Annotated in this window: 24 protein-coding genes; 11 read left to right on the plus strand and 13 right to left on the minus strand. The window is 70.6% G+C overall.

Annotated features, from left to right (window positions below; all coding sequences use genetic code 11):
• Positions 1-142 precede the first annotated feature (142 nt).
• Positions 143-508 (plus strand): iron-sulfur cluster insertion protein ErpA, encoded by a 366-nt coding sequence (gene erpA / locus ACYVIH_RS18910; RefSeq protein ID WP_460871088.1) that lies wholly within the window; start codon positions 143-145, stop codon positions 506-508.
• Between the two features lie 73 nt (positions 509-581).
• Here the strand turns inward: erpA and ACYVIH_RS18915 are convergent, their stop codons facing one another.
• Positions 582-833, minus strand: a complete 252-nt coding sequence (locus tag ACYVIH_RS18915) for a hypothetical protein (protein ID WP_460871089.1) — start codon at positions 831-833, stop codon at positions 582-584.
• A 99-nt stretch (positions 834-932) separates the two neighbouring features.
• Here ACYVIH_RS18915 and ACYVIH_RS18920 point away from each other — a divergent pair, with 99 nt between their 5' ends.
• On the plus strand, positions 933-1,919 hold the full coding sequence (locus ACYVIH_RS18920) for a carbohydrate kinase family protein (RefSeq protein WP_460871090.1): 987 nt from the start codon (positions 933-935) through the stop codon (positions 1,917-1,919).
• A gap of 7 nt (positions 1,920-1,926) precedes the next feature.
• Here ACYVIH_RS18920 and ACYVIH_RS18925 read toward each other — a convergent pair whose 3' ends face one another.
• Both ACYVIH_RS18925 and ACYVIH_RS18930 read right to left on the minus strand, forming a co-directional pair.
• Complete coding sequence (locus tag ACYVIH_RS18925) at positions 1,927-2,172, minus strand: sulfurtransferase TusA family protein (protein WP_460871091.1); 246 nt, start codon at positions 2,170-2,172, stop codon at positions 1,927-1,929.
• The gene (locus tag ACYVIH_RS18930; RefSeq protein WP_460871092.1) at positions 2,169-3,338 is read right to left on the minus strand and encodes a cysteine desulfurase family protein; all 1,170 of its coding nucleotides are present in this window, start codon (positions 3,336-3,338) and stop codon (positions 2,169-2,171) included. Before ACYVIH_RS18930 ends, ACYVIH_RS18925 begins: the two co-directional genes overlap by 4 nt.
• 92 nt (positions 3,339-3,430) lie before the next feature.
• On the opposite strand from ACYVIH_RS18930, the gene ctaC reads away from it, so the two are divergent.
• From ctaC to ACYVIH_RS18950, 4 genes are all read left to right on the plus strand, one after another.
• Positions 3,431-4,336: an aa3-type cytochrome oxidase subunit II gene (gene ctaC / locus ACYVIH_RS18935; RefSeq protein ID WP_460871093.1), complete on the plus strand. Its 906-nt coding sequence runs from the start codon at positions 3,431-3,433 to the stop codon at positions 4,334-4,336.
• Positions 4,333-6,126 (plus strand): aa3-type cytochrome oxidase subunit I, encoded by a 1,794-nt coding sequence (gene ctaD / locus ACYVIH_RS18940; RefSeq protein ID WP_460871094.1) that lies wholly within the window; start codon positions 4,333-4,335, stop codon positions 6,124-6,126. The genes ctaC and ctaD overlap by 4 nt, the downstream gene beginning before the upstream one ends.
• Positions 6,126-6,524, plus strand: a complete 399-nt coding sequence (locus tag ACYVIH_RS18945; RefSeq protein ID WP_460871095.1) for a cytochrome c oxidase subunit 4 — start codon at positions 6,126-6,128, stop codon at positions 6,522-6,524. The genes ctaD and ACYVIH_RS18945 overlap by 1 nt, the downstream gene beginning before the upstream one ends.
• Before the next feature lie 123 nt (positions 6,525-6,647).
• Positions 6,648-7,856: a L,D-transpeptidase gene (locus ACYVIH_RS18950; RefSeq protein ID WP_460871096.1), complete on the plus strand. Its 1,209-nt coding sequence runs from the start codon at positions 6,648-6,650 to the stop codon at positions 7,854-7,856.
• 10 nt (positions 7,857-7,866) lie between these two features.
• On the opposite strand, the gene ACYVIH_RS18955 is transcribed toward ACYVIH_RS18950, so the two are convergent.
• Positions 7,867-8,517, minus strand: coding sequence for a sensor histidine kinase (locus tag ACYVIH_RS18955; protein WP_460871097.1), 651 nt, complete (start codon positions 8,515-8,517; stop codon positions 7,867-7,869).
• A gap of 581 nt (positions 8,518-9,098) precedes the next feature.
• Complete coding sequence (locus ACYVIH_RS18960) at positions 9,099-9,782, minus strand: LuxR C-terminal-related transcriptional regulator (RefSeq protein ID WP_460871098.1); 684 nt, start codon at positions 9,780-9,782, stop codon at positions 9,099-9,101.
• Between the two features lie 390 nt (positions 9,783-10,172).
• Between ACYVIH_RS18960 and ACYVIH_RS18965 the strand changes: the two genes are divergently transcribed.
• From ACYVIH_RS18965 to ACYVIH_RS18985, 5 genes are all read left to right on the plus strand, one after another.
• A complete protein-coding gene (locus ACYVIH_RS18965) occupies positions 10,173-11,393 on the plus strand; it encodes an FAD-dependent oxidoreductase (RefSeq protein WP_460871099.1) in 1,221 nt (406 codons plus the stop codon).
• Entirely contained in the window at positions 11,393-12,604 is a 1,212-nt protein-coding gene (locus ACYVIH_RS18970; RefSeq protein WP_460871100.1) for a carboxylate--amine ligase, read from the plus strand. Before ACYVIH_RS18965 ends, ACYVIH_RS18970 begins: the two co-directional genes overlap by 1 nt.
• Before the next feature lie 12 nt (positions 12,605-12,616).
• A complete protein-coding gene (locus tag ACYVIH_RS18975) occupies positions 12,617-14,146 on the plus strand; it encodes a polysaccharide deacetylase family protein (RefSeq protein ID WP_460871101.1) in 1,530 nt (509 codons plus the stop codon).
• Entirely contained in the window at positions 14,121-15,365 is a 1,245-nt protein-coding gene (locus ACYVIH_RS18980) for a glycosyltransferase family 4 protein (protein ID WP_460871102.1), read from the plus strand. The genes ACYVIH_RS18975 and ACYVIH_RS18980 overlap by 26 nt, the downstream gene beginning before the upstream one ends.
• 146 nt (positions 15,366-15,511) lie before the next feature.
• Positions 15,512-16,797, plus strand: a protein-coding gene (locus tag ACYVIH_RS18985) for an IS3 family transposase (RefSeq protein WP_460871103.1) whose coding sequence is annotated in 2 segments (ribosomal slippage) — positions 15,512-15,800 and positions 15,800-16,797 — 1,287 coding nt in all. Because the reading frame shifts where the segments join, the coding sequence is not laid out codon by codon here.
• Positions 16,798-16,957: 160 nt separating this feature from the next.
• Here ACYVIH_RS18985 and ACYVIH_RS18990 read toward each other — a convergent pair.
• Genes ACYVIH_RS18990 through ACYVIH_RS19025 form a run of 8 tightly spaced genes read right to left on the minus strand, consistent with a single transcriptional unit; the run spans position 16,958 to position 26,112 of the window.
• Positions 16,958-17,986 carry a hypothetical protein gene (locus ACYVIH_RS18990; RefSeq protein ID WP_460871104.1) on the minus strand — a complete coding sequence of 343 codons (1,029 nt, stop codon included), beginning with the start codon at positions 17,984-17,986 and terminating at the stop codon, positions 16,958-16,960.
• Positions 17,987-17,994: 8 nt separating this feature from the next.
• Positions 17,995-19,329, minus strand: coding sequence for a hypothetical protein (locus tag ACYVIH_RS18995; RefSeq protein WP_460871105.1), 1,335 nt, complete (start codon positions 19,327-19,329; stop codon positions 17,995-17,997).
• Positions 19,326-20,804 carry a hypothetical protein gene (locus ACYVIH_RS19000; protein WP_460871106.1) on the minus strand — a complete coding sequence of 493 codons (1,479 nt, stop codon included), beginning with the start codon at positions 20,802-20,804 and terminating at the stop codon, positions 19,326-19,328. Before ACYVIH_RS19000 ends, ACYVIH_RS18995 begins: the two co-directional genes overlap by 4 nt.
• The gene (gene murJ, locus ACYVIH_RS19005; RefSeq protein ID WP_460871107.1) at positions 20,801-22,483 is read right to left on the minus strand and encodes a murein biosynthesis integral membrane protein MurJ; all 1,683 of its coding nucleotides are present in this window, start codon (positions 22,481-22,483) and stop codon (positions 20,801-20,803) included. Before murJ ends, ACYVIH_RS19000 begins: the two co-directional genes overlap by 4 nt.
• The gene (locus ACYVIH_RS19010) at positions 22,480-23,154 is read right to left on the minus strand and encodes a sugar transferase (protein WP_460871108.1); all 675 of its coding nucleotides are present in this window, start codon (positions 23,152-23,154) and stop codon (positions 22,480-22,482) included. Before ACYVIH_RS19010 ends, murJ begins: the two co-directional genes overlap by 4 nt.
• Positions 23,151-23,849 carry an acyltransferase gene (locus ACYVIH_RS19015; protein ID WP_460871109.1) on the minus strand — a complete coding sequence of 233 codons (699 nt, stop codon included), beginning with the start codon at positions 23,847-23,849 and terminating at the stop codon, positions 23,151-23,153. The genes ACYVIH_RS19010 and ACYVIH_RS19015 overlap by 4 nt, the downstream gene beginning before the upstream one ends.
• The gene (locus tag ACYVIH_RS19020) at positions 23,849-24,976 is read right to left on the minus strand and encodes a DegT/DnrJ/EryC1/StrS family aminotransferase (RefSeq protein ID WP_460871110.1); all 1,128 of its coding nucleotides are present in this window, start codon (positions 24,974-24,976) and stop codon (positions 23,849-23,851) included. Before ACYVIH_RS19020 ends, ACYVIH_RS19015 begins: the two co-directional genes overlap by 1 nt.
• A 26-nt stretch (positions 24,977-25,002) precedes the next feature.
• Entirely contained in the window at positions 25,003-26,112 is a 1,110-nt protein-coding gene (locus ACYVIH_RS19025; protein WP_460871111.1) for a Gfo/Idh/MocA family protein, read from the minus strand.
• Positions 26,113-26,125: the final 13 nt, after the last annotated feature.

Raw genomic sequence — 26,125 nt, forward strand, 5'->3', positions numbered from 1 at the left:
TCAGAAGGGCTCTCTCGTTCTACGCCACGCTCATCTCGGCCACACGCCCCGGTGGATCAGGGCTGACCCGGGCTTGGGAATGCCGGGAGATGTGCGACCATTGAAGCCTGCACAGAACCATCTGAGCCCAGGGAGTCACACGATGACCGAGCAGGTCGACACCACCGCGTCGCAGGTCCGCACCGACAGCATCAACATCTCCGATGCCGCTGCCGCGAAGGTCAAGAGCCTTCTCGAACAGGAGGGCCGCGACGACCTCCAGCTCCGCATCGCGGTGCAGCCCGGCGGCTGCTCGGGACTGCGCTACCAGCTGTTCTTCGACGAGCGGAACCTCGACGGCGACATCGTCACCGACTTCAACGGCGTCTCGGTCGTCGTGGACCGGATGAGCTCGCCGTACCTCAACGGTGCGGTGATCGACTTCGTCGACACCATCGAGAAGCAGGGCTTCACGATCGACAACCCCAACGCGACCGGCTCGTGCGCCTGTGGAGACTCCTTCCACTGACCGCGCGCGTGACGACAGCAAGCGGCCCCCACCGTCCGACGGTGGGGGCCGCTAGCTGTTTGTGCGAGAGGCGTCAGTCGAGGTGCAGGTGCAGCGCTGCCCCGAGGCGGGCGGCCGCGTCACTGACCGCGATGGTCGGCTTCTTGACCTCGCGCGGGTAGTCCTCGAACAGGATGCTCGGTGCGGGCTTGGTCGCCGCGGCGGCGGTCCGCTCGGCGACGGTGCGGCGCTGGGGGAGGTGGAGCGCAGCCTCGACTGCGTGGCAGTCGGAGGTCATCTCGGAGGTGGTGGCGGCGTCGTCGTACGCCAGGCGCTGGTAGGTCATGCTCCTCACGCTAGGTGTTACTGACGGGTCGCCCCAGCAGTACCGACGGGTAGTGTTCGCGATGTCCGTGAACCTCCCCACATCCCCCTGAGGTACCCCGTGTCGCTGCTCGTCACCGGCTCCATCGCCACCGATCACCTGATGTCGTTCGGCGGCAGGTTCTCCGACTCGCTGGTGGTCGACCAGCTCGACAAGCTGTCGGTGTCGTTCCTCGTCGACGACCTCGAGGTACGCCGGGGTGGGGTGGCGGCCAACATCTGCTTCGGGCTCGGCTCGCTCGGGCTGCGGCCGGTGCTCGTCGGTGCGGTGGGCGAGGACTTCGCCGACTACCGGTCCTGGCTGGAGCGGCACAACGTGGACTGCGACTCCGTGCACGTCTCCGAGACCAAGCACACCGCCCGGTTCGTCTGCACCAACGACGCGACGATGGCGCAGTTCGCCTCCTTCTACCCCGGCGCGATGAGCGAGGCCCGCGACATCGAGCTCAAGCCGGTCGCCGAGCGTGTCGGCGGCGTCGACTTCGTGCTGGTCGGTCCCAACGACCCCGAGGCGATGCTGCGCCACACCGACGAGTGCCGCGAGCGCGGCTACCCGTTCCTCGCCGACCCCTCGCAGCAGCTGGCCTTCGGCGACGGCGAGATGATCCGCCAGCTGATCGACGGGGCCGAGATCCTGTTCTCCAACGAGTACGAAGCCGCCCTGATCGAGAAGAAGACCGGCTGGTCGGCCGAGGAGATCAGGTCCCGCGTCGGGACCTGGGTGATCACGCTGGGCGCCAACGGGGTTCGGGTCGAGCGCGACGGCGACAAGCCGGTCTACGTGCCCGCCGTGCCCGAGGTGGAGAAGGTCGAGCCCACCGGCGTCGGTGACGCGTTCCGCGCGGGGTTCCTCGCCGGGCTGGCCTGGGACCTCTCCTACGAGCGCGCCGCCCAGCTCGGCTGCCTGCTCGCCGTCCACGTGGTGGAGAAGGTCGGCACCCAGGAGTACACCCTGCACCGTTCCGCCTTCCTGGACCGCTGCGCCGAGGCGTACGGCGCCGAGGCCGCTGCCGAGATCGGTGCGCGGGTCCGGACGCCGAAGCCGTAGCCGGGCCTCAGTGCAGTCGACGGACCCGGTAGCACGGGGTCCCGTCGGCGGCCACGGACTCGCCGAGGTACTCCTGCCGGCGCATCCGGCACCACGCCGGTACGTCGGACCGGGCAGCCGGGTCCTCCGCGACGACGCCCACCGTCTCGCCGACCGCAACCTCGCCGATGCGCTGCGAGAGCCGGATCACCGGCAACGGGCAGCGCAGCCCACGGCAGTCGAGCTCGAGGTCGACGACCTCCGGACCGCTCACGAGACGCCCACCCGGTCCCGCAGCCGGGCCACGACCCCGGGGAGCACCGTGAGGAACCGGTCCACCTCGGCCTCGGTGGTGTCGCGGGTCAGCGAGACCCGGACGTTGCCGTGGGTCAGCGCTCCCATCGCGGCCAGCACGTGCGAGGGGGTCATCGTCGAGGCCGTGCACGCCGAGCCGGAGGCGACCCCGAACCCCTCGCGGTCCAGCTCGGTGACCAGCGCCTCGCCGTCGACGTAGAGGCAGGAGAAGGTCACCAGGTGCGGGACCCGGTCGACCGGGTCGCCGACCACCTCGACGTCGGGCACCGTCGCGGCCACGCGCTCGCGGATCCGGTCCACGAGCGCGTGCTGGCGGGCGTTGACCTCGTCGCGCTCGGCCAGCCGGGCCTGCAGCGCGGCCGCGGCGGCCAGGGCGGCCGGCACGTTCTCGAACCCGCTGGCCCGGGGGTCGGCCCGGTCGTCGACGGGCAGCGGCGGCCGCCAGCGGGCCCCCTTGCGCACCAGCAGCACCCCGACCCCGGCGGGTCCGCCCCACTTGTGACCCGAGGCCGCGGCGACCTCCCAGCCCTCAGGCAGGTCGGCCCGCCCCGCGGAGGCGGCGAAGTCCACGAACACCGGCACTCCGGCGTGGCCGGCCACCGGGAAGATGTCGGCGAGCGGTTGGTTCGTGGCGACCTCGTGGTTCGCGGACTGCACGGCGAGCACGGCGGTGGGCTCGGCGAGGGCGTCGGCCACGTCATCGGGGCTCACCCGGCCGGCGTGGTCGACACCGACCGTGACCGCCGTACCCCCGGACCTGGTGGCCCACCATCGGCCGGCCTGGATCACCGAGGAGTGCTCCACGGCCGAGTGGACCAGCCGGCGCGCCACGCGGGTCCGGCCCTCGAGCAGCCCGAGCAGGCCCAGGTGCACCGCCTGGGTGCCTGAGCCGGTGAACGTGACCTCGTCCTCGCGGACGCCGAGCGCTGCGGCGACGACCGCGCGGGCGTTGTCGAGCAGCAGCCGGGCGTCGCGGCCGGCGTGGTGCAGGCGCAGCGGGTCGGCGTAGCCTGCGTCGAGGGCCGCGAGCAGCACCTCCCGGGCAGCCGGATGCAGCGGCTCGGAGGACGCCGCGTCGAGGTACCCGGTCGTGCCGGCCGCGGGAAGCCCGCCTGGATCGCCCACAGCGTGAACATACCGGTGACCGGCTGCCGCACGCGCGTGCGGCAGTAGTAGGGTTCGGTCTCGACCGTCGTATTTGAGAGAGAGGCTCGTTCGTGGGTCTGCAACTCCCCAAGCGTGGCCAGGGTTTGCGCGCACGCGTCGGCGCCATGCTGCTGGTGCCGGCCGGACTGTTGGTGCTGGGTGCGTGCTCCCAGGAGGACCAGGACCAGATCGCGCGCCTGGCGATGCCCGAGCCGGCCACCGACCGGGCGCCGCTGATCGATGACCTGTGGCGCGGTGGATGGCTCGCCGCCATGATCGTCGGCGTCATCGTCTGGGGCCTGATCCTCTACGCCGCGTTCAAGTTCCGCCGTCGCAGCGACGACGAGATCCCGGTGCAGACGCGCTACAACCTGCCGATCGAGATCCTCTACACGATCGCTCCGGTCGTGATGGTGCTGGTCTTCTTCTACTTCACCGTGCAGACCCAGGACGGCGTGCTCGCCGAGGCGTCCGAGAACGGCGAGACCGACCACACGATCAAGGTGGTCGGGCAGAAGTGGTCGTGGACCTTCAACTACATGGAGGAGGACGCGGTGGACGGCGAGACCGTCCACGTCGTCGGCACTCCGGCGGAGATGCCGACCCTGGTCCTGCCGGTCGACGAGACCGTGACCGTCGAGCTCTCCTCTCCCGACGTGATCCACTCCTTCTGGGTGCCGTCGTTCCTGATGAAGATGGACGTCATCCCCGGTCGGGACAACAGCTTCTCCTTCACACCGACCCGTGAGGGCACCTACGCCGGCAAGTGCGCCGAGCTGTGCGGCACCTACCACTCGCGGATGCTGTTCAACGTCGAGATCGTGAGCGCGGCGGAGTACGACGAGTACCTGCGCGGTCTGCAGGAGCAGGGCGACGTCGGTGTCGTGCTCGGTGGCTCCGACGCCACCACCCCGGCCGGCGGCAACCCGGACGACGTGCACGACGACGAGACTTCTGAGTTGGGAGACCAAGAGTGAGCGGCGCAGCATTCGAGGCGCGCGGGACCTACGCGGAGCGTAAGCCCCTGGGGCAGCAGGTCGTCCGTCTGCTGACGACGACCGACCACAAGCTGATCGGCAAGATGTACCTCGTCACGTCGTTCGTGTGGTTCCTGCTCGGCGGCATCATGGCGCTCGTCATCCGCTCGGAGCTGGCCTTCCCGGGCCAGCAGGTGGTCAACGACGAGACCTACAACCAGCTGTTCACCATGCACGGCACGATCATGCTGCTGCTGTTCGCGACCCCGCTGTTCTTCGGGTTCGCCAACGTGATCATGCCGATCCAGATCGGTGCGCCCGACGTGGCGTTCCCGCGGCTGAACATGTTCAGCTACTGGCTCTACCTGTTCGGCGGGCTGATCGCGGCCTCGGGCTTCCTCACCCCGGAAGGTGCGGCCTCGTTCGGCTGGTTCGCCTACACGCCGCTGTCCAACGAGGTGAACTCGCCCGGCGTCGGTGGCGACCTGTGGATCATGGGCCTGACCCTCGGTGGTTTCGGCACGATCCTGGGCTCGGTCAACTTCATCACCACGATCATCACGATGCGTGCGCCGGGTCTGACCATGTTCCGGATGTCGATCTTCAGCTGGAACACCCTGGTCACCAGCCTGCTCGCCCTGATCGTGTTCCCGATCCTCGCCGGCGCCCTGCTGATGCTCGAGGCCGACCGGCTGCTCGGTGCGCACGTGTACGACGCCGCGAACGGCGGGCCGATCCTGTGGCAGCACCTGTTCTGGTTCTTCGGGCACCCGGAGGTGTACATCATCGCGCTGCCGTTCTTCGGCATCGTCACCGAGATCATCCCGGTGTTCTCCCGCAAGCCGGTGTTCGGCTACGTCGGTCTGGTGGCCGCGACGCTGGCCATCGCGGCGCTGTCGGTGGCGGTCTGGGCGCACCACATGTTCGTCACCGGTGCGGTCGACCTGCCGTTCTTCTCGGCGATGACGTTCCTGATCGCGGTGCCCACGGGTGTGAAGTTCTTCAACTGGATCGGCACGATGTGGGGCGGGTCGATCTCGTTCGACACCCCGATGCTCTGGGTGATCGGCTTCCTGACCACCTTCCTCTTCGGTGGTCTGACCGGTGTCATCCTGGCCTCGCCGCCGCTGGACTTCCACGTCTCGGACTCCTACTTCGTGGTGGCCCACTTCCACTACGTGGTCTTCGGCACGGTGGTGTTCGCGATGTTCGCCGGCTTCTACTTCTGGTGGCCGAAGTTCACCGGCCGGATGCTCGACGAGCAGCTGGGCAAGATCCACTTCTGGCTGCTGTTCATCGGCTTCCACACCACCTTCCTGGTCCAGCACTGGCTGGGTGTCGAGGGCATGCCGCGCCGCTACGCGGACTACCTGCCCGGTGACGGGTTCACGGTGCTCAACCAGGTGTCGACGGTGGGCTCGTTCCTGCTCGCCGCCTCGATGTTCCCCTTCTTCGTCAACGTCTACCGCTCGGCGCGCTCGCCCGAGGTCGGTGTCGACGACCCGTGGGGCTGGGGCCGCTCGCTGGAGTGGGCGACCTCCTCCCCGCCGCCGCGGCACAACTTCGTGCGGCTGCCCCGGATCCGTTCGGAGTCCCCGGCCTTCGACCTCCACCACCCGGAGATCGCGGCCCTGGAGATGGCCGAGAACGAGGCGCTGCGGCACGAGGCCGACGCGGTCGACGCCCCGGACGTCACCGGGCGCAAGGCGCACCTGGAGGAGCAGATGGGTGGCGAGTCCGTCGAGGACGTTGTCGACGACCACAACAAGCGTGACGAGGACGGCCGCTGATGAAGATCGAGACCTACATCTTCGGGATCAACGCGGTCTTCTTCACGCTGGTCGCCCCGGCGTACTGGTTCATCGCGGAGGACCCGACCGGCACCGCCGCGCTGGTGATGACCGCGCTGCTGACCGCGCTGGTGACCTTCTACCTCGGGTTCCACGCCTCCAAGATGGACCCGCGTCCGGAGGACACGGGCACCGCGGAGATCGCCGACGGCGCGGGTGAGCTCGGGTTCTTCCCGCCGTTCAGCTGGTGGCCGTTGTGGGCCGCGGCCACGGCCGCGCTCGCGTTCTACGCGCTCGCCTACGCCGCCTGGTGGCTGTTCGCCATCGCGCTCGGCCTCGCGTCGATCGCGATCTCGGGCTGGATCTACGAGTACTACCGCGGAGAGCACGCGCACTGATCACCCGCTCGTGAGCGGTGGCGTCCCTCGGGGCGCCACCGCTTCGGCGTTTTTCGGGACCGCGCAGTTCTGTTGTTACCGTGGTGGGGCAGTTGCCGTACACCTCACCGGGGGACTCCTTCCATGACCAGGCCCGTCCTGCCTGTCCGACCACGTCACGCAGCCGCCGCCGTGCTGGCCGTGGGTGCGCTGGTGCTCGCCGGCTGCACGAACGACGACGGGGCGACGCAGGCAGCGGGTGACGGGCCCCAGCGGGCCGCTGTCACCGCGCCCGGTGCCGCGGACCCCGAGGTCACCACGAGCGTCGACAAGCTGGCCGGACCGGTCCCGGTGGACGAGCTTCTCGAGGTGTCCGTCGAGGACGGCACCCTCCGCAAGGTGGTCGTGCGCGGCGCTGGACAGCCGCTGGCGGGTGCGCTGACCGCGGACGGCGAACGGTGGGAGGCCACCGACCGGCTCGAGCCGGGGGAGCGCTACCGGATCCGGGCGGTGGTGGAGGGCGCCGGAGGCAGCAGCACCTTCCGTTCGGCGTTCCGCACCCAGGAGCTCTCCCTGGACCAGCAGACCTACCCCTCGATCGCGCCGCTGCAGGGCGAGACCGTGGGTGTCGGCATGCCGGTGATCGTCCAGTTCGACGTGCCCGTCACGGACCGGGCGAGCATCGAGCGGCACCTGACGGTCACGAGCACCCCGCGTCAGGCCGGATCCTGGCACTGGGTCTCGGACACGGAGGTGCACTGGCGTCCGAAGCGCTACTGGGAGCCCGGCACCGAGGTGACCGTCGACGCGGACATCAACTCCGTGCCGGCCGGCGACGGGATCTACGGCCAGGTCAGCCGCACCGTCTCCTTCGAGATCGGTGACTCGGTGATCAGCAAGGTCGACGTGGCCGCGCACCGGATGAAGGTCTTCGTCAACGGTGACCTGGCCCGCACCATGCCGATCAGTGCCGGGAAGCCCGGGTTCATCACCCGCTCCGGCACGAAGGTGATCATCGAGAAGGTGCGCGACAAGGTGATGGACGCCGCCACCCTCGGCATCGCGAAGTCGGACCCGGAGTACTACCGGCTCGACGTCGAGTACGCGATGCGGGTGACCTACTCCGGCGAGTTCCTCCACGCGGCTCCGTGGTCCGCGAGCTCGCAGGGGGTGGCCAACGTGAGCCACGGCTGCGTCGGGATGACCACCGAGAACGCCGCCTGGCTGTTCGGCATCACCAAGCGCGGGGACGTCGTGGAGGTCACCGGCAGCGACCGGCAGATGGGCCTCTACAACGGGTACGGCGACTGGAACGCCTCGTTCGAGGAGTACGCCGAGGGCTCGGCGCTGTAGCCGGAGCGACTCAGGACACGTCGGGATTGTGGCGCGGGAGGATCACCCGCACCGACGTACCGGGCCCGGGACCGCTGGCGATCTCCAGCCGTCCCTCGCAGGCGCGGGCCGCGGCACTGACCACCGAGAGGCCCTGGCCGGTGCCGTGCCCGATCCGGCCGAAGCCGGGGCCGTTGTCGTCGACCTCGATCCACACGGTGTCCCGGGTCGCGCCGAGCCAGACCACGATGTCCCCGTCGTCGCCGGCGGCGCGTACGGCGTTGTCGATCATGTTGTCCACGGCCCGATGCAGCAGGAGCGGGTCGCCGGAGACCAGCGGCGCGTCCTGCACCTGGAGCTCCACGCGGACGCGGTGGCTGAACCCGGCCACCCGCACGCAGTCCTCGACCAGCTGGGACACGTCGAGCACCCAGTGCTGCGGCTTGACATGGACCGTCGCCCGCTCGAGCAGCTCGCCGGCGTGCGTCAGGGTCTGGTGCAACAGCTCCAGCCGGCGCCTGGTCTCCTCGTCGAGGTCACGGTTCTTCGGCATCTGGGTGAGCAGCAGGCCGGCCGTGACGCACTGGCGCAGGTCGTGGCAGAGCGTGGAAAGCTCGTCGGCGGCCTGCTCGTTGTCCCCCGAACGCTGCTCCGGCACGTGGCCCATGTCGTCCCCCCGCATCGTCTCCCACGCGCCCGGCCGCGACGCCGTGCTGCCCTGATGGAACCCCGTCCGGGCACGTTCGGCCCCGGTGTCCTCCTGCGTGCATGCCCCCGCCCAAATCGCTCTCTGCACGGCCGTTCTCCCTCCTGACCGGCGTGAAGCCGGGTGCCAGGTGCTGGCGAGTGTGTAACGACATCTGGTCATCGGACCACGTCCTGTCCTCCCCACAGGACAGTCAGGTTAGGACGCTGCCGCCTCTCCGGGATCGACCATCTTGGGGAGGTTGGTGGGCGACCTGTTGGTGACAGCCGGTGTTGGTGCTCGGGCCGGCATATCGCCAACATGGGGGAAGACCTCGAGGTCACGCGGCAACGACCATGGGGTTCGGGCCGCTGCGCGGTCCCGCAACGGCTCGCCAGTCGCGCGGTGCCGGGGCGTCAAGGTCGGGTGGCGAGTCCACCCGGTCCCCGTTCCCGGTGCCACCCACCCGGTGTCCCGCGCCCCTAGCCCCCCACTTCCGGGCGTGGGTCCGGGACGGGGCGGCTGGCGAGCTTCGCGGCCCATGCCCTTCCCCCATGTCGCTTTCCCCGGTCCTTCGGTCAGCGCTCCGAGCTGACCCGAGCCCCCCAGCCCGCGTCCCTCGCCAGCGCCACCGCGGCGAGCTGGGAGCCCACGCCCAGCTTCGCCAGGATCGACTTGACGTGGGTGCGCACCGTCGCCTCGGAGACGAACGCCTCCCGCGCCACCTCGCGCACCCGCCGGCCCTGCACCAGCTCCCGCAGCACGTAGGCCTCGCGAGGGGTGAGCCGGTCCAGCCGGGAACGCCGCTCCTGGTCGTCGTGCTGCGCCTCGCGCCACAGGGTGATCAGCTGGTCACGGCGCATCCGCGACATCACCGGCAGTCCCTGGGCGACCCGCTCGATCACCTCGATGATCACGTGCAGCGGCGTGGACTTGTTGAGCACCGTCAGCGCCCCTGCCGCCACGCACGCCCCCCAGCGGGCCGGGTCGGTCCAGGCGGTGAGCACCACCACGCGGCAGCCGGACCGGGTCAGCGGCCCGATCAGGGCGCCGCCGTCCCCCGCCTCGCCCAGGTCCAGGTCGAGCAGCACCACCTGCGGCTGGCTGGCCAGCACCGACGCGAGGAGCCCGCCCTGCTCCTCGGGGACGGGGGACAGCGGGACGCTGGTCACCTCGAACCCCTCCGGAGCCAACGAGACCAGCAGTGCCTCGGCCAGCAGGGCGTGGTCCTCCACCAGGGCGACCCTGGTCGCCGCTCTCATCGGCCGTCCCCCGAGTTCCCCCCGGGCGGCCATCGCTCGTTCTCCGGCATCGGCCGGGCCCTCAGATGTAACCCCCACATGTGGTGACGGTACGTCGTCTGTCCCCCGAGATATAGGGGACGAAGCGGCCCTACCGCGAATTGGGTAGTCGATCTACCCGGAGTGAGGGTGGGGGACCACCCAGGGGAGGGGCCAGCAATAGCCCGATGCGGCCCCTGCCTGCTTTGCCGGTCCGGCGCCCGGACCGGCTGGGCCCGTCGCCCCGATGGCAGCCACGGACGATTGTCCCCGACAACACCCAAAACAGGGGACGTCAGGCGCCGCCGGAGTTCTTACGTTGACTGTCAGCTTCACGGTGGAGCAGGCCATGAGAATCCTGGGGAGTCAACGATGGAAGAGATCGACGTCGCCGTCATCGGAGCCGGCCCGCACGGCCTCGGCACGGCAGCAGAGCTGCGCCGCGCCGGCGTGGAGGTCCGCGTCATCGGGGAACCGATGTCGTTCTGGCACGCCATGCCGGAGGGTATGTGGATGCGGTCGCGCCGGAGCGGCAGCTCGATCCTGCGGCCCGAGGGCCCGTTGTCGATGGAGGGCTACGTCGCGGCGACGGGGATCACGGTTCCCCGCCACCCCACGCTGGCCGAGTTCATCGACTACGGCATGTGGTTCCAGCGGCAGGTCGCCCCGGACGTCGACCGCCGGCGCGTCGTACGCCTCGAGCGCGACGCCGAACGTTTCGTGCTCACCTTCGACGAGGGTGAGCGGCTGCGCGCCAACCGTGTGCTGGTCGCCGCCGGCATCGAGCGGTTCGCGCACCGGCCGGCGATGATGAAGGCGCTGCCCAAGGGAACCGCGTCGCACGTGGCCGACCACCGCAAGCTCGACGGCTTCAAGGGGCAGAACGTCCTGGTGATCGGTGGTGGGCAGAGCGCGCTGGAGTCGGCGACCCTGATGCACGAGCAGGGTGCGGACGTCGAGGTGCTCGCCCGGGGCAAGCAGGTCTTCTGGTTGCACGGTGACGGGCTGATGGACTCGCTGGGGCCCTTCGCGCCCCTGTTCTACGCCCCGACCGACGTCGGCCCGATCGGCATCTCGAGGCTCGTGGCGACGCCCGACGTGTTCCGCCACGTGCCGCGCAAGCCGTTCGACGTGATCTCGGCCCGGGCGATCCGTCCAGCGGGCGCCTCCTGGCTCAAGCCGCGGATGACCGAGATCCCGATCACGGCCGGCACGTCGGTGGTGCGGGCGGAGGCCAACGGCGACGGGCTGCGGGTCGAGCTCTCCGACGGAACCCGGCGCAAGGCCGACCACCTGCTGTTCGCGACCGGCTACAAGATCGACGTGAAGAAGTACCCCTTCCTCGAGCGCGACCTGGCCAACAGCATCAGGTGTGTCGACGGTTACCCCGTGCTGCGTCGCGGCATGGAGTCCTCGGTGCCGAAGCTGCACTTCCTCGGCGCCCCGGCCGCACGGGACTTCGGCCCGGTGATGCGGTTCGTGGCCGGCAGCTGGTTCACCTCGGGGGCGGTGACCAAGGTGGTCGTCAAGCGGCGGCAGCGCCGCAGCATCGACCTCGGCCGGCGGGTGCCCGCGGCCGCTGCAGGTGCGTGATGTCGCTGACGCGACCCGCGCGGCGGGCACGGGTGGGGAGCCCGGGCGCGACGGCCGGGGCCCTGGTGATCGGTGGCGACTACCAGGGGCTCGGCATCGCCCGGAGCCTCGGCCGTCGCGGGATCCCCGTCACCGTGCTCGACGACGAGCTCTCGATCGCGGGGGCGTCGCGGTACGTCCAGCGCAGCCACCGGGTCCCGGCGCTTCGGGAGGCCGGCGAGACCGTGGACGCCCTGATGGCGACCGGCGAGCGGCTCGGCCTGCACGGCTGGGTGCTCTTCCCGACGCGGGAGGAGATCGTGGCTGCCATCTCGACGCACCGGGAGCGGCTGAGCAGCATCTACCGGGTGCCGACCCCGCCGTGGGAGACGGTCCGGCGGGCCTGGGACAAGCGCGAGACCTACACGCTGGCCACGGACCTCGGGGTCGCGGTGCCGCGGTGCTGGTTCCCGCGGTCCGTGGCCGACCTCGCCGAGGTGGACACCTCCGCTCCGGTGGTCATCAAGCCGGCGATCAAGGAGAACTTCTTCTACGCCACCAGCGCCAAGGCATGGCGTGCCGACGGCCCCGAGCAGCTGCGTGAGGCCTACGCACGGGCCTGTGAGGTGATCGACCCGGCCGAGATCATCGTCCAGGAGATGGTGCCCGGCGGCGGCGAGGGCCAGCTCGCCTACTGTGCCTTCTTCCGGGCCGGGGAGCCGGTCGCGTCGATGACCGTGCGCCGCCGCAGGCAGCACCCGTCCGACTTCGGCCGGGCGAGCACCTTCGTGGAGACCGTCGAGCTGCCCGAGATCGAGGAGCCGTCGATCCGGTTCCTCCGCGCGATCGACTACTACGGGCTGGTCGAGCTGGAGTACAAGGTGGACCCGCGGGACGGACGCGCCAAGCTGCTCGACGTGAACGCGCGGACCTGGGGCTACCACTCGCTCGGCGCCGCCGCCGGGGTCGACTTCCCGGCGCTGCTGTTCAGTGACCAGGTCGGGGAGCCGGTCGAGCCGGTCCGGTCCCGCGCCGGGGTGCGCTGGATCCGCTGGGCCACCGACCTGCCCAACGCGGTCAAGGACGTGATGCACGGGGACCTGCGGGCCGCCGACTACGTCCGGTCGCTGCGCGGCGTCGACGTCGACGCGGTGTGGTCGGCCCGTGACCCGCTGCCCGCCCTTGCCGAGCTCGGGCTGCTGCCGTACCTCGCCATCCGGCGAGGCCTGTGAGAGAGAGCCGGGATGTTCACCTCGACCGATCCGTTCCCCTTCTTCGACTACTTCCGGGCCCCGTACGAGGTCGCCCGGGACGACGTCGGCGACCTGCCCCGCGGGGTGGGCAGGCTCACCCCCACGGACCGCGGGAGCGGCCCCTTCCCGTCGCTGTACTGGTGGCGGGCGGGGGCCGCACCGCACCAGCCGTGGCGGGTGCGGACCGGCAGGTTCTCCCTCGCCGGGTTCGACCTGGTCTGCCCGGTGCTCCGCGAGCTGCCGGCCGGACTCGCCGAGAGCAGCGGCACCGGCACGCAATGGCAGGTCGTGGAGCCGATCCTCGGTCCTGACGGGGACGTCGTCGCCTCGGTCCGGCGCGACGAGCTGGGCAATGTCTTCCTGCCCTTCGACCCCGGTGAGGCGATGACCTACCTGTGGTCGGAGCGCTACAACCGGCTGGGTGCGGCCCGGTGGACCGGTGCCGCCCGGCGCGTCATGGTGCAGGGCTACTACGCGTTGCGCCCCTTGCTGCCGCGCCGGGTCCAGATCAGGTTGCGTCGGGGGTACGCCGCGCGCGTCGACCTGCCCGAGTTCCCGCGCTGGCCCGTCGAGCACAGCCTGCACGACATGTACGACTGGCTCTGGCGGCTGCTCGCGGACGTCGCCGGTGAGCCGGTGCCGTACCTGAGCCTGTGGCCCGACGGGAAGCAGGCGGCGTTCGTGCTCACCCATGACGTGGAGACCGCCGTCGGACGCGACGCGATCGAGGACCTGCGTGCCCCCGAGCGTGAGCGTGGTCTCAGGTCGTCGTGGAACTTCGTGCCCGAACGGTACGACGTGCCGGACGAGCTCGTCCGCGCCCTGCAGGACGAGGGCTGTGAGATCGGCGTACACGGCCTGCGTCACGACGGACACGACCTCTCGTCGCGGCTCCAGCTCAGGAGGCGGCTGCCGGCGATCCGTGCGGCCGCCGACCGATGGGGGGCAGTCGGGTTCCGGTCACCGGCCACGCAGCGGCGCTGGTCGCTGATGCCGCGGACCGGCTTCGACTACGACTCGACCTACTGCGACACCGCTCCGCACGAGCCGGAGCCGGGCGGGAGCTGCACCTACCTCCCGTTCTTCAACCAGCAGCAGGTGGAGCTGCCGATGACGGTGCCCATGGACCACACGATCTTCGAGATCCTGGGCCACACCGACGGCGAGGTGTGGAGGCGAAAGACCGCCGAGCTTCGGGCGCGCAACGGGATGATCCTGATCCTGACGCACCCCGACTACACCGGTTGTCCCGGGCTGCTCGAGGCGTGGGACGAGCTGCTCGACGACCTGGGCGAGGACCAGACGGTCTGGCAGGCCCTGCCCCGCGAGGTCGCCGTCTGGTGGCGTGACCGAGCCGCGTCTCTGCTGGTCCGCGGAAAGGACGGCTGGCGTGTGGACGGGCCCGCACGGGGCCGCGCCCGGGTGAGCTTCGGGGGCGCCCATGACGACCGACTGCCGGACAGCCGGGCTGGTATCCAGGAGGAGGGGGAGCAGCGTGTGGATCAGCGTGTCGCAGGGTGAGGAGGACGCGGCGAGCGGCCGCCGGCGCCGCCGGGCCGCGCACGTCGCGGTCGTGGTGGAGAACGTGTCGCTGGCCGACGACAACCGGCTGCAGAAGCAGTGCACCGCCCTCGTCGAGGCCGGGCACCGGGTCTCGGTGGTCACCCGCCGGGACCCCGCGAACGAGCCGCTTCGGCACGTCCCCGGGCTCCGGCTCGTGGAGTACCCCGCACCACCGGACGGCGCCTCGACCGTGGGCCACCTCAAGGAGTACGCGATCTCCCTGCTCTGGCAGGTGCCCGCCCTGCTCCGGCTCCAGCTGCTCGACCGCGTGGACGTGCTCCAGATCTGCCAGCCGCCGGATCTCTTCTTCCCCTTTGCCAGGGTGATGCACCTGCTCGGCGGGCGCGTCCTGCTCGACCAGCGGGACCTGATGCCCGAGACGCTGCTCCAGCGGTACGACGACCCACCGGCGGCCGCCATGAAGGTGCTCGGCTGGCTGGAGCGGCAGACCCAGCGCGCGGTCGACCACAGCGTGACCGTCAACGAGCACCTGCGTGCACGGCTCGTCGGGCCGGGAGGGGCTCCCGAACGGGTGTCGCTGGTGTTCAACGGCCCGATGCTGTCACGCGTGGACGAGGCACTGGCCGACCCGATGCCGCAAGAGGGGCACCGCCACTTGGTCTGCTGGGCCGGCAAGATGGGCAAGCAGGACCGGGTCGACCAGGTCCTGCAGGTGGCCTACCACGTCGTGCACGAGCTCGGCCGGCGCGACTGCGGTTTCCTGCTGGTCGGCAACGGCGAGTGCCTCGAGGAGCTCCAGGCGCTCAGCACCGAGCTCGGCCTCGACGAATGGGTGCGCTTCCCCGGCTGGCTCTCGGAGGTTGAGCTCTACCGCTACCTGGCGTCGTGCGACGTCGGCCTGGACACCTCGCTGCAGGAGGAGGTGACCCCGGTGAAGGCGATGGAGTACATGGCCGTGGGGCTGCCGGTGCTGAGCTTCGACGTGGAGCAGACTCGCGCGCTCGTCGGTGATGCCGGCTTGCGGGTCGCCTCCGGTGACGTCGAGGTGATGGCCAAGGAGCTCGTCGCCCTGCTCGACGCGCCCGCAGATCGGCGGCGCATGGGGGAGGCCGGCCGCCGCAAGATCCGTGAGGAGCTCGCCTGGGAGCGGCAGGCCGAGGTGTACCTGTCGGTCGTCGAATCGCTGACCGGCCGACCGGGGCGTGGAGCTAACTGACCGTTCCGCGAACGTCCGACGCGACGGGCCAGGCGCCGGACTGCCGAGTGGCTGTCACAACCGTTCAGATGAGCGATCGTGACAGCCACTCGCGATGAACCGTCCCGGGTCTGGTGCACACCTCCGATGTGAGTGGAGGATGTGTCATGAGCGGTAGGGCGCAGGGCAGCAAGTACAGCCCGCAGACTCGGGAGCGGGTGGTGCGGCTGGTGCTGGAGCAGTCAGATCAGTTCCGCAACGAGTTCCAGGCGTGTGCGGCGGTTGCCGAGAAGTTCGGGATGCATCGCGAGACGGTGCGCCGGTGGGTCCGGGAGGCCCGGGTGGCCGCCGGTGAGCTGCCGGCCCATCCTGATGAGAAGGACCGCCAGATCGCCGAGCTGCGGCGGGAGAACGCCGAGCTGGCGCAGACGGTGGAGATCTTGAAGGCAGCGACGTCTTTCTTCGCGCGGGAGTGCGACCCGCTACCCCCGTCGTCTGCCAGTTCATCGCCGAGCACCGGGACAGGTTCGGAGTCGCACCGATCTGTCGAGCGTTGAGGACCCACCTCGAGCTCCAGATCGCTCCTCGCACCTACTACGCCTGGCTGGGGCGGGGCCCCTCCAAGCGCGCCTTGTGGGAGACAACGATCACCGAGATCCTGGCCGGCTACTACGAGCCCGACGAGCACGGCCGGCGCAAACCGGAGTCGTTGTACGGGTCCTTGAAGATGTGGGCACACCTGCAACGCCAAGGGATCCAGGTGGCGCGGTGCACCGTGGAGCGGCTGATGCGCAAGAACGGCTGGCAGGGCGCGCGCCGCACCAAGAAGGTCCGCACCACCATCGCCGCCGCTGATGCCGGCCGGGCGCCGGACCTGGTGGACCGACAGTTCAGCGTCGAGGCACCGAACCTGCTGTTCGTCGCCGACTTCACCTATGTCCGCGTCCGCGCCGGATTCGTCTACACCGCCTTCGTCGTCGACGCCTTCGCCGGCACCATCGTGGGCTGGGAGGTCGCAGCCAACCCCACCGCGACGATGGTCGAACAAGCACTCGCCGACGCCCTGGAGACCCGGCGCCGCCAACGACGTCCGGTCACTGCCGGTGCGGTGCACCACTCCGACGCCGGAACCCAGTACACCTCGATCGCCTTCGGGCACGCCCTCAACGAAGCCGGCCTGGCGCCCTCGATCGGCAGCATCGGCGACGCCTACGACAACGCCCTGGCAGAGACCACCATCGGGCTGTACAAGACCGAGTGCATCGCACCCCGATCACCGTTCCACCAAGGCCTGGACACCATCGCCGAGGTCGAAGTCGCCACCGCCAACTGGGTGCACTGGTACAACACCAGCCGCCTCATGCACCGACTCGGCCGCCGGCCACCCCTCGAAGCCGAGAACGACTACTACGATCAACCCACCACGGCACCCGCCGAGGTGGCAGTCATATGACCAGGTGCGCATCAAACCCGGGACGCTTCAGCATGTCCGGGCGTCACAACCGTTCAGATGAGCGATGGTGACGGCCACTCGGACGGCCATTCGGCATGCTCGGGCATCACAACAGGTCAGCTGACCCGCTTTGAGCGGGCCCGAACCCTGTCGGGCTGGTTCAGCCGTAGGGCTCGTGGTACTCCTCGCCCCACTCGGGGTCGAGCCAGATTCGGTCGTCGAGCAGCTCGCGGACCCGGGCGATGTACTGGTTGGCCTCGGGGACCTTCCAGGACCCGGCGTACCAGGTGCCGACGCAGCCCCAGATGTCGCCCGGCTCGTAGTCACCGGTGCCCGTGTTGCTCAGCCAGCGCAGCCAGCCCTCCTGGCAGCCGCGGAGGAACCCGCCGATGTAGTCGAGCGCGAAGGCGGTGGAGTCCCGGTTGAACGGGAAGGTGCCGTTCTGGTTGAGCTTCATCTTCCCCCAGGCGGGATCCTGCCAGGACATCACACCGACGATGGAGAAGGTCTTGGGACAGATCCCCGGCGGGTAGTCCTCGGTGTAGTCGTGGCCGTACTTGCTGATCTCCCGGCAGAAGATCCGACCGGCAGGACTGGGCTCGGTGAAGTAGTCGCCACAGCCGCGGGTCTCCACGCAGATGCCGGTGCTCGGGTCGACGACATGGTGGAACCAGGTCGACTCGGTGGCGGCGATCGCGCGCAGCAGGTTGTCGGAGAGCCCCCACTTGCACGCCGCCCACTGGATGTTCTCGTCGGTGGTGCCGGTGTGCTGGCCGTTGACGCGCTGCAACATCCAGGTGTTCCAGCGCTCGTCGTAGCTGCCGTGGGCGCCACGAGGCCGGGCCCGGAAGGCGGCGCTGACCGCCTCGGGGTCCGGCATCGTGTTGTTGGCCCTGCGGTTGCTCGGCCGCGGTTCCCAGTCCGAACGCCGCACACGCTCTGCACAGTCCTCGTCACCGGGGAGGTCCTGCCAGCTGCCTGCAGGCAGCGTCTCGAAGTACCCGTCCCACTTCGGGTGCGCCGGGGCGGGGCCGCCCTCCTCGGCGGCGGGTACGTCGGGTAGGTCGACCTCGAAGCGGACCATCCCGAGCGCCAGCACGGCGCTGAGACCGGCGACCGTCGCGACGGTCATGAGCGGCCGGAGCAGGCGGCGGCGGTGCCGCCGCCGCGCCATCTTGTGACTTCCCATGGACTTGGTCATTGCGCCGGTGCCACCACCTCGGTCGCGGGCTTGACTGCTGCGGGCTTGGTCGCCGCCGCCCGCCGACGGACCCGGGCCGGCTGGTTGGTCACGCAGCCGACGACCTTGTCCGAGACGTGGCTCAGGCAGGCCGCGGCCTCCCGGGCCGAGGCGCGCGAGCCGTGTGCGAGGTCGACGACGAGGACGACCCGGTCGGCGACGTAACCGAGCAGGCCGGCGTGGGCGGAGCTGAGTGCAGCCGGAGCATCGATGATCACGATGGAGTCCGCGGCCAGAGACCAGACCAGCAGCTGCAGGTCGTCGAGGCTCTGCGGGTGAGCGGAGGCCTGGTCCGGCGACGACCCGGCCGTCAGCACCCGCAGCCCCGGTACGGCGGTCTCGTGGAGCGCGTTCTCCGGCACCGCCAGACCCGCGAGCAGGTCGCTGAGCCCGGGGGAGCGGGGCACGCCGAAGCTCTCCTCGATCGAGGAGCTGGCCGGGTCCGCCCCGACCAGGACCACCCGCCGACCCATCCGGGCCAGGGCCACAGCGGTCTGCCGCGCGATGGTCGAGGTGCCGGCGTGCGCGCTCGCCCCGGTGATCAGCACGGTGAACTCCTTGCGGCTCTCGACCAGCCCCGGCACCCGGCTGGCGAGCTGGGCGAACGCCATCGCCATCTCCGGGTCGGCCGCCAGCGTCGAGCGTGCTCGCTGTTTCGACAGGTGCGGCACCGAGGCGAGCACGGGCAGCCCGGTGCGCGCCCCGGCGTCCTCCACCGTGCGCAGCCGGCCGGCCAGCCGGTCCCACCCGAACGCGGCGCCGAACCCGAGGCCGAGCCCGCCGACGACGGCTGCGCCGAGGATCAGCGCGTAGTCGGGGGTCACCGGCTCGTCGGGCAGGGAGGCGGGCGTGATCAGCCGGGCGATCGGCCGCTGCTCCCCGTCGTTGCGGTAGCGGACGTAGGTCTCGCTGAAGGCACGGGCGCCGATGTAGGCCTCACGTGCGGTGGGCGCCGTGTAGGTGAAGTCGAGGACGTTCGCGTCCACCGGGACGGTGACCTCGATGTTCTCCTCGGCATCCGGTGCCGCGATCCCCAGCTGTGCGGCCGCCCGCCGGACCACGAAGCCGGAGCTCGCGACCTCCTGCTCGGTGGGCATCGCGGCACCCAGGATCGAGCCGCTCTGGGTGATGGTCGGGTTCACCACCACCTGGGCGTAGGCCTCGTAGGTGGTCTTCGACATGGTCAGGAGTGAGGCGGCGGCGACGGCGAGCAGCGTGCACACCAGCATCAGCCAGATGTAGGTGCGCACCAGGCCGTGGGAGCGCTGTCCCTTGGAACGACGGATCCTCATGGTCGTGCCTCCTGGGCGATGTCGGCGGCCACGCTCGGGCTCGCGGGTGGGTCGGGCTGGACCAGCGCCAGTCCAAGAACGGCGTACAGGGCGTCGGCGAAGCCCCGGTAGGTGATGTGGGGGTCGAAGACCATCAGCACGACGACCACGACGACGGCGGCGTAGGCGGCCAGCGCGGCCACCGAGCTGTAGGAGCTCAGGGACCGGTTCAACGTCCGCATGGTCCGGAGCGTCACCACGACGAACCAGACGAACGCCCCGGCGAGGAAGACTCCTCCGCCCCAGAGCAGCCACGTGTATCCGCTCTCGATCCACACGAAGCCGAACGCGCCCGGGGCAGGTGCGCGCGCGGACGGCCGGACGCCGAAGATCGGGTTCGTGCCGCTGAACAGGTCGGGCCAGAAGTAGGTCTCGAGGTTGTACCAGCGGACCAGCCAGCTGCGCGGGATGCCGTGCATCGACTGGAACTCCTCGATCCGGTGCTCCACGGTCGGCCAGAGGACGTAGATGACCACCGGCAGGATGAGCACTCCGTAGCGGAGTAGGTCGAGCCGGCCGAGCAGCGCCGCGAGGGTGACCATGGCGATCATCAGGCCGAGCGCGCTGGAGAACTCCGCGGCGGCGAAGACGGCCATGATGTAGACGACCGCTGCCGGCGCCAGGAGCAGCGCAGCCTTGCGGTCCTTCCACCACAGTCCGATCGCGAGACCCAGGTTGAGGATCGTGAAGTCCGCCGTGGCGGCGGGCAGGCCGATCGTGGAGCCGGCGCGGGGGTCGGCGAAGACGTCGGTGTAGCCGAAGCTGGCGTACCAGGGCATCAGCAGCTCGCGGACCCCGAACAGCCCGAGGGACTGGGCGATCGCGATCCCGCCCACGATCGTGGCCACCGAGAGTGAGATGGCGATGCAGATCCTGACCTGCGCCTGCGTGCGGACGGTGTAGCGGACCAGGGCGAAGACCGCCAGCGTCTTCCACATCACCGCCGCATGGGTGATGTCGTCCATCTCGACAGTGCGTCCGCGGACCACCATGAAGACCAGGGGAAGCACCGAGCTGGCCAGTGCCATCGCGAGCAACGTGGTCGCGACCGGACTGAGGGAGAGCCGGGGGATCCGGACGTCGAGGCGCAGGAGCAGGACCGCCCGGGCGACCAGGATCGCGATCAGCAGTCCGAGGAGCGCCTCGTTCGGACGCAGCATCGGCACCAGCCGGTCGCGGTCGATACCGACGACCAGCGGGGTCGCGGCGATCAGCACGTAGGCCGCCGTGACCGGCCGCCAGACCACCACGGCCACGAGCAGCGCGCCCACCACGCCGGCGAGGGCGAGGACGGGGGAGAGTGCGGCCAGCGCACCGATGCCGGTCGCGGCCAGCATCGCCAGGAGCACGACGGACACCCCGCTGAGCCAGGCAGACCGGCGCGACCGGCTCCCGGGGTGTCCCAGGAACAGGGTCGGCGCGGTCACGAGGCTCATGGCTGGTCGCCCTCCACGGCCACGTTGCCGGCTCGCTTCGAGCGCAGCCCCTCGGTGAGCCACGTCAGCTCGGCCGAGCGGAGCAGCACGTGCACGGCACCGTAGACGAGAGCACCGCTCACCGTCCCGGCCAGCACGGCGGTGATCTGTCCAGTGCGGCCGTCGATGGTCGAGGTGGCCAACCGGGACACCAGCGCGACCACGGGGACCATGACGGCGGCCGCTCCCGCGGTGCGCAGGAACGACGGCCAGAACCGGTGGCTCGTCGGACCGCACGAGCGTCGTACGCGCATGAAGAGGTGGGCGCCCCCGATGACGGCGGCCACGGCGTACGCCGCACCGAGGAGGGCGACGACGGGAGCGTCGTCGACCAGCAGCACGGGCGTGGCGAGCACGAGGCACACCGCGGCCTGCAGGGCCATCGACACCAGCGGCACCCCGGCCTGACCGCGGGAGTAGGCGGCCTGCGTGGAGACCACGAACAGGGTCTCGCCGATCAGACCGAGCGCGATCGCGGCGAGCGAGCCCGAGACCATCGACACGCCCTCGGCGGTGCTCATCTGGCCGGCCGCGACCGTCTCGGCGAGCGGGCCGGCGAGGACGACGTACCCGCAGGCGGCCGGGACCACCAGGAACAGCGCGAGGCTGACCGCCCGGCCGAAGGCGTCGGCGAACAGCCGGTCCTGCTCGCCGCCGTTGAGCCGCGCCAGCCGGGGGAGGAGTGCCAGCCCCACCGGGGCGGCGGCCAGTGCCAGCGGCAGGTGGTAGAAGTTCATCGAGATCTGCAGCGCCACCGTGCCGCCGGCGACCCGGCTGGCGAGCACGAGCAGGAGCAGGACCTGCGCGGCGAGCATCCCGGACTGCAGCAGCGCGCGGTTGGCGCGCGAGATGACCGTGCGCACCTCCGGGTCCCGCCAGCCCGCCCGGGGACGGATCGACACCCCGAACCGCCGCGCACCCCACCACTGCAGGGCGGCGTGCACGGCTACGGCTGCGGTCGATCCCAGGCCCAGGACGAGCATCTCGCCGGTGGGCACCGTGGCGCCGCTGCCGTGGTCGACCCCGTAGACCGCCGCCACCGCTCCCAGCACGATGACGACGCCGAGGTTCTCCACCGCGGGGGCGGCCGCGGCCAGCGTGTAGCGCCGGTGCGCGTAGCTGACCGCGGTCGCCGAGGCGATCACGGCGTAGAGGAACACCTGCGGCACCGCGAGCACGAGCAGCAGCCGGGTCTGGGCGACCTGGTCGGCCGCGACCGCGCTCGGCTCACCGAGCGCGGCCAGCTGCAGCAGGAGGGGTACGGCGAGCACCGCGACCGGCGCGGCCACCAGCAGCGCCGTCATGGCGACACCGAGGAACCCGCCGCTCACCCGCGAGGTGTCGCCGGGACGGCCCGAGTCGATGTAGCGCACCAGTGCAGGCACCAGCAGGGACGACAGCAGCGACCCGGCGAGGAACCCGTAGAAGATCAGGTTCGGCACCGAGTTCGTCAGCTGGTAGGCGTTGCCGAAGAAGGTAGGGCCGAGCACCGCGCCGATCATCACCACGCGGATGACACCCGTGGCCCGGCTGACCGACGTCCACAGCCCCACGGTCACCGAGTCGCGTGCGGTGCTCGAGGCGCTGGTCAGCTCGTCGTCGGCTGCCACCGCCTCCAACGGCTCGGATCGAGCGGTCATCGAGCACCGCCACGGAGCAGGGCCGGGACCGTGCGGAGCATGATCACGATGTCACCGAGCAGGGTCGCCTGGTTGACGTACTGCACGTCGAGGTGCAGGCCCTCGGTCATCGTCAGCCGGTTGCGCCCGCTGACCTGCCACAACCCGGTGAGCCCCGGACGCACCGCGTGACGCTGGTGGGCCCAGACGGGGAACATCTCCACCTCCCACGGCAGTGCCGGCCGCGGACCCACCAGCGACATGTCTCCCCGCAGCACGTTGACCAGCTGCGGCAGCTCGTCGATCGACGTACGCCGCAGGAAGGCGCCCACCTTGGTGACGCGCGCGTCGCCGGCGAGCTTGTAGAGCCCCTGCTCCGCCTCCACCTCGCCGGCCAGCAGCCGCGCCACATAGGTGCGGTGCACGTCCTCCGGGCTGCGGTCGTGCATGGTGCGGAACTTGTAGATCTCGAAGGTGCGTCCGCCGGCGCCGACCCGCTCCTGGCGGTAGATACCGGCCCCGGGGCTGGTCGTGCGCACCGCAAGGTAGGCGACCGCGAGAAGCGGGACGAGCAGCACCAGGAGCACGGACGCCGCGAGGACGTCGAGCATGCGCTTGGCAGCGGGGTAGAGGCGCAGACCCCAGGGGAGGGCGAACCCGGCCTGGGTCTCTCGGGCGCTGGTCTCGGTCATGGCACCGGCTCCGCGCGGTGGGCGCCGTTCACGATCGGCCGCTGCTCGGGCAGCTCCTGCTTGAACCGGAACCGGTTGCCGATGTGGGACTGGTTGCCGTCGACCCGGCGCGCGATGTCGGTGAGGTCCTCCACCCGGCCGCGCACGACGGCGGGGTTGCCGTAGGCGACGACACCGGCGGGCAGGTCCCGGGTGACCACGGACCCGGCGCCGACGATGGTGCCGGCGCCGATCCTGACGTAGGGGAGCACCGTGACGTTCACGCCGAGCTGGGCGCCGGGACCGATCCAGGGGCCCGACATCCGCTTGGCGGACTCCTCCTGGCCGGGGTAGAGGTCGTTGGCGATCGTGACCCCGGGAGCGAGGAAGGCCCCGTCGCAGATCTCGGTGAACTGGGCCACGTAGCAGTTGCTGTGCACCTTCACCCCGTCGCCGAGGACGCAGCCGTAGTCGATCACGGTGTTGCTCCAGACCGACACGTCGTCACCGATCAGGCACTCCTCGCGGACCACGACGTTGTGGCCGGACTGGAAGCCGTCACCGATCCGCGTGCCGCCGTAGATGATCGTGCCGCTGCGCAGCCGGGCGTTGCGGCCGAGGGCGGAGTCGGCGTCCACGTCGCGGTCGGGCTGGTAGCCCAGCAGCACGGTCGCGTCGCTGACCAGACCACCGCCGACCGACATCCCGGCCCGCATCAGTCGGCCCTCCGGGGTGCGACCGCGTTCAGCCGCTCACAGACCCGTGCGACGTCGGCGAGGTCGAGGTGGGGGAACATCGGCAGCGAGACGATCTCGTCGGCGGCCGCCTCGGCCACCGGCAGCGGCCCGTCGGCGAAGCCGCGGTAGGCCGGGGTCAGGTGGCACGGGGTCGGGTAGTGCAGCCCCGTGGCGATCCCGGCTGCGGCGAGCTCCTCGCGCACCCGGTCCCGCTCGAGCACGCGGGCCACGGCGAGGTGGACCGCACCCACGGAGCCCGGGGTCTCGGCGAGCAGCGGCGCGACCGTCGGGTCGAGGAGCGCCCGGTACTGGTCGTAGCGCACCCGGCGCGCGGTGTTCCACGCCTCGAGCCGGCGCAGCTTCGCGGACAGAACGACGGCTTGGACCGAGTCGAGCCGGCTGTTGGTGCCGAAGCCCTCGTGCTGGTAGTGGCCCGCCCCGGAACGGCCGTGGTCGCGCAGGCTGCGCAGCCGGGCGTCCACCACCGGGTCGGAGGTCACCACGGCACCGGCGTCCCCGAAGGCGCCGAGGTTCTTGCCGGGGTAGAAGCTGGAGCAGCCGGCGACGCCGTACGACCCGGCGCGGCGTCCCCGCCAGGTGGCGCCCTGCGCCTGTGCGGCGTCCTCGACCACGCGCAGGCCGAGCCGGTCCGTGGTGGCGAGGATCGCGTCCATGTCCGGCATCTGGCCGTAGAGGTGGACCACCATCACCGCCCGGGTCGCCGGGGTGACCGCGGCCTCGATCGCCTCGGCCGTGATCAGCAGCGTGCCCGGGTCCACGTCGACGAACCTCGGCCGGGCGCCGGCGAGGACGACGGCCTCGACGGTGGCCACGAACGTGTTCGTCGGCACGATCACCTCGTCGCCCGGCCCGATGTCCAGGGCACGCAGAGCGAGGTGCAGCGCGTCGGTCCCGTTGGCCACCCCCACGGCGAACCGGGTGCCGCAGAAGGCCGCCCAGTCCTCCTCGAAGCGCGAGACGACCTCGCCGCCGACGTACTGGTTGCTCTTGGTCAGCTGCGCCCACCCCTCGAGAACCTCGTCCCGGACCTCGTCGGTCATCGGGCCGAGGTCGAGGAACGGCAGCTGTGTCACCGTCTGAGTCATGATGCCCCCCTTGTCCTTCACCTGAGTCACAGCGCAAGCCGGTCGGCCGGCCCGGCCTGCCGCGGGATCTTCACCTCGGCCGGAGCGACCGCGAGGCTCTCCCGCAGCTCGTCGATGCGCACGGCCCGCCCCTCGCGCATGGAGATCTGTGCGGCCTCGAGAACCTCGACCACCGCCAGCCCGTTCTCACCATTGGTGAGCGGCTCCATGCCGGTCTGGACGCAGTCGACGAAGTGCTCGTCCTCGACCCGCAGCGGCTCGTTGACCACGAGGTACGGCGCCACGATGTCGCCGTAGCGGTAGGACATGGGCGGCGAGGTCAGGTCCTCCTCGGCCTCCCCGCTGGTCATCGCCTGCACGCCCTTGTCGTGCACCTTGATCCGCTGCTCGGCGTCGAGGTCGTCGAAGACCACCATCTTCTTGCTGCCGACCAGCGTCACCCGGCGCACCTTGCGGGGGTCGAGCCAGCTGACGTTGACGTTGGCGAAGACGCCCGGCTCGTCGTAGTACAGCCGCATGTGCGCGATGTCCTCGAGCCGCGGGTGCGCGTTGCGGGATGCCCAGCACTCGATCGAGGTCGGCTGGGTGCCGAGCACGTAGTTGAGGATCGAGATGTCGTGCGGGGCAAGGTCGAACAGCACGTTGACGTCGTGCTGGTAGAGGCCGAGGTTGAGCCGGGCCGTGTCGAGGTAGTACAGGTCTCCGAGCTCCCCGTCCTGGACCAGGTCCCGCAGGCTCCACACCGCCGAGTGGTACTCGAAGGTGTGCCCGACCATCAGGGTCACCCCGGCGGCCCGAGCGGCGTCGACCATCGCGCGGCCCAGGGCGGTGTTCACCGACAGCGGCTTCTCCACCATCACGTGCTTGCCGTGCCCGATCGCCTGGAGGGCGAGCGGAGCGTGCGTGCTCGGCGGGGTCGCGATCACGACCGCGTCGATGTGGGGCAGCGCCTGCTCCAGCGTCTCGAAACGGCGGATGGTCGGGAAGATGCGAATGATCGCGTCGCCGCGCTCCGCGCTCGGCTCGATGACCGCGACCTGGGCGACCGACTCGAGCGACATGAGGGCACGCACGTGCTTCGAGCCCCAGTAGCCGCATCCCACGACTCCGACGCGGAGTCCCTTCTGCTCTGACATGTCTGTCCCCTTC

The sequence above is a fragment of the Nocardioides pakistanensis genome, from assembly GCF_054781215.1.

What these genes read in the sequence shown, in the direction of transcription:
- erpA (WP_460871088.1), top strand. Translation starts at nt 143, where the DNA reads ATGACCGAGCAGGTCGACACCACCGCGTCGCAGGTCCGCACCGACAGC.
- ACYVIH_RS18915 (WP_460871089.1), bottom strand. Translation starts at nt 833, where the DNA reads ATGACCTACCAGCGCCTGGCGTACGACGACGCCGCCACCACCTCCGAG.
- ACYVIH_RS18945 (WP_460871095.1), top strand. Translation starts at nt 6,126, where the DNA reads ATGAAGATCGAGACCTACATCTTCGGGATCAACGCGGTCTTCTTCACG.
- ACYVIH_RS18950 (WP_460871096.1), top strand. Translation starts at nt 6,648, where the DNA reads ATGACCAGGCCCGTCCTGCCTGTCCGACCACGTCACGCAGCCGCCGCC.
- ACYVIH_RS18955 (WP_460871097.1), bottom strand. Translation starts at nt 8,517, where the DNA reads ATGCGGGGGGACGACATGGGCCACGTGCCGGAGCAGCGTTCGGGGGAC.
- ACYVIH_RS18960 (WP_460871098.1), bottom strand. Translation starts at nt 9,782, where the DNA reads ATGAGAGCGGCGACCAGGGTCGCCCTGGTGGAGGACCACGCCCTGCTG.
- ACYVIH_RS18965 (WP_460871099.1), top strand. Translation starts at nt 10,173, where the DNA reads ATGGAAGAGATCGACGTCGCCGTCATCGGAGCCGGCCCGCACGGCCTC.
- ACYVIH_RS18970 (WP_460871100.1), top strand. Translation starts at nt 11,393, where the DNA reads ATGTCGCTGACGCGACCCGCGCGGCGGGCACGGGTGGGGAGCCCGGGC.
- ACYVIH_RS18975 (WP_460871101.1), top strand. Translation starts at nt 12,617, where the DNA reads ATGTTCACCTCGACCGATCCGTTCCCCTTCTTCGACTACTTCCGGGCC.
- ACYVIH_RS18990 (WP_460871104.1), bottom strand. Translation starts at nt 17,986, where the DNA reads ATGGGAAGTCACAAGATGGCGCGGCGGCGGCACCGCCGCCGCCTGCTC.
- ACYVIH_RS18995 (WP_460871105.1), bottom strand. Translation starts at nt 19,329, where the DNA reads ATGAGGATCCGTCGTTCCAAGGGACAGCGCTCCCACGGCCTGGTGCGC.
- ACYVIH_RS19000 (WP_460871106.1), bottom strand. Translation starts at nt 20,804, where the DNA reads ATGAGCCTCGTGACCGCGCCGACCCTGTTCCTGGGACACCCCGGGAGC.
- murJ (WP_460871107.1), bottom strand. Translation starts at nt 22,483, where the DNA reads ATGACCGCTCGATCCGAGCCGTTGGAGGCGGTGGCAGCCGACGACGAG.
- ACYVIH_RS19010 (WP_460871108.1), bottom strand. Translation starts at nt 23,154, where the DNA reads ATGACCGAGACCAGCGCCCGAGAGACCCAGGCCGGGTTCGCCCTCCCC.
- ACYVIH_RS19015 (WP_460871109.1), bottom strand. Translation starts at nt 23,849, where the DNA reads ATGCGGGCCGGGATGTCGGTCGGCGGTGGTCTGGTCAGCGACGCGACC.
- ACYVIH_RS19020 (WP_460871110.1), bottom strand. Translation starts at nt 24,976, where the DNA reads ATGACTCAGACGGTGACACAGCTGCCGTTCCTCGACCTCGGCCCGATG.
- ACYVIH_RS19025 (WP_460871111.1), bottom strand. Translation starts at nt 26,112, where the DNA reads ATGTCAGAGCAGAAGGGACTCCGCGTCGGAGTCGTGGGATGCGGCTAC.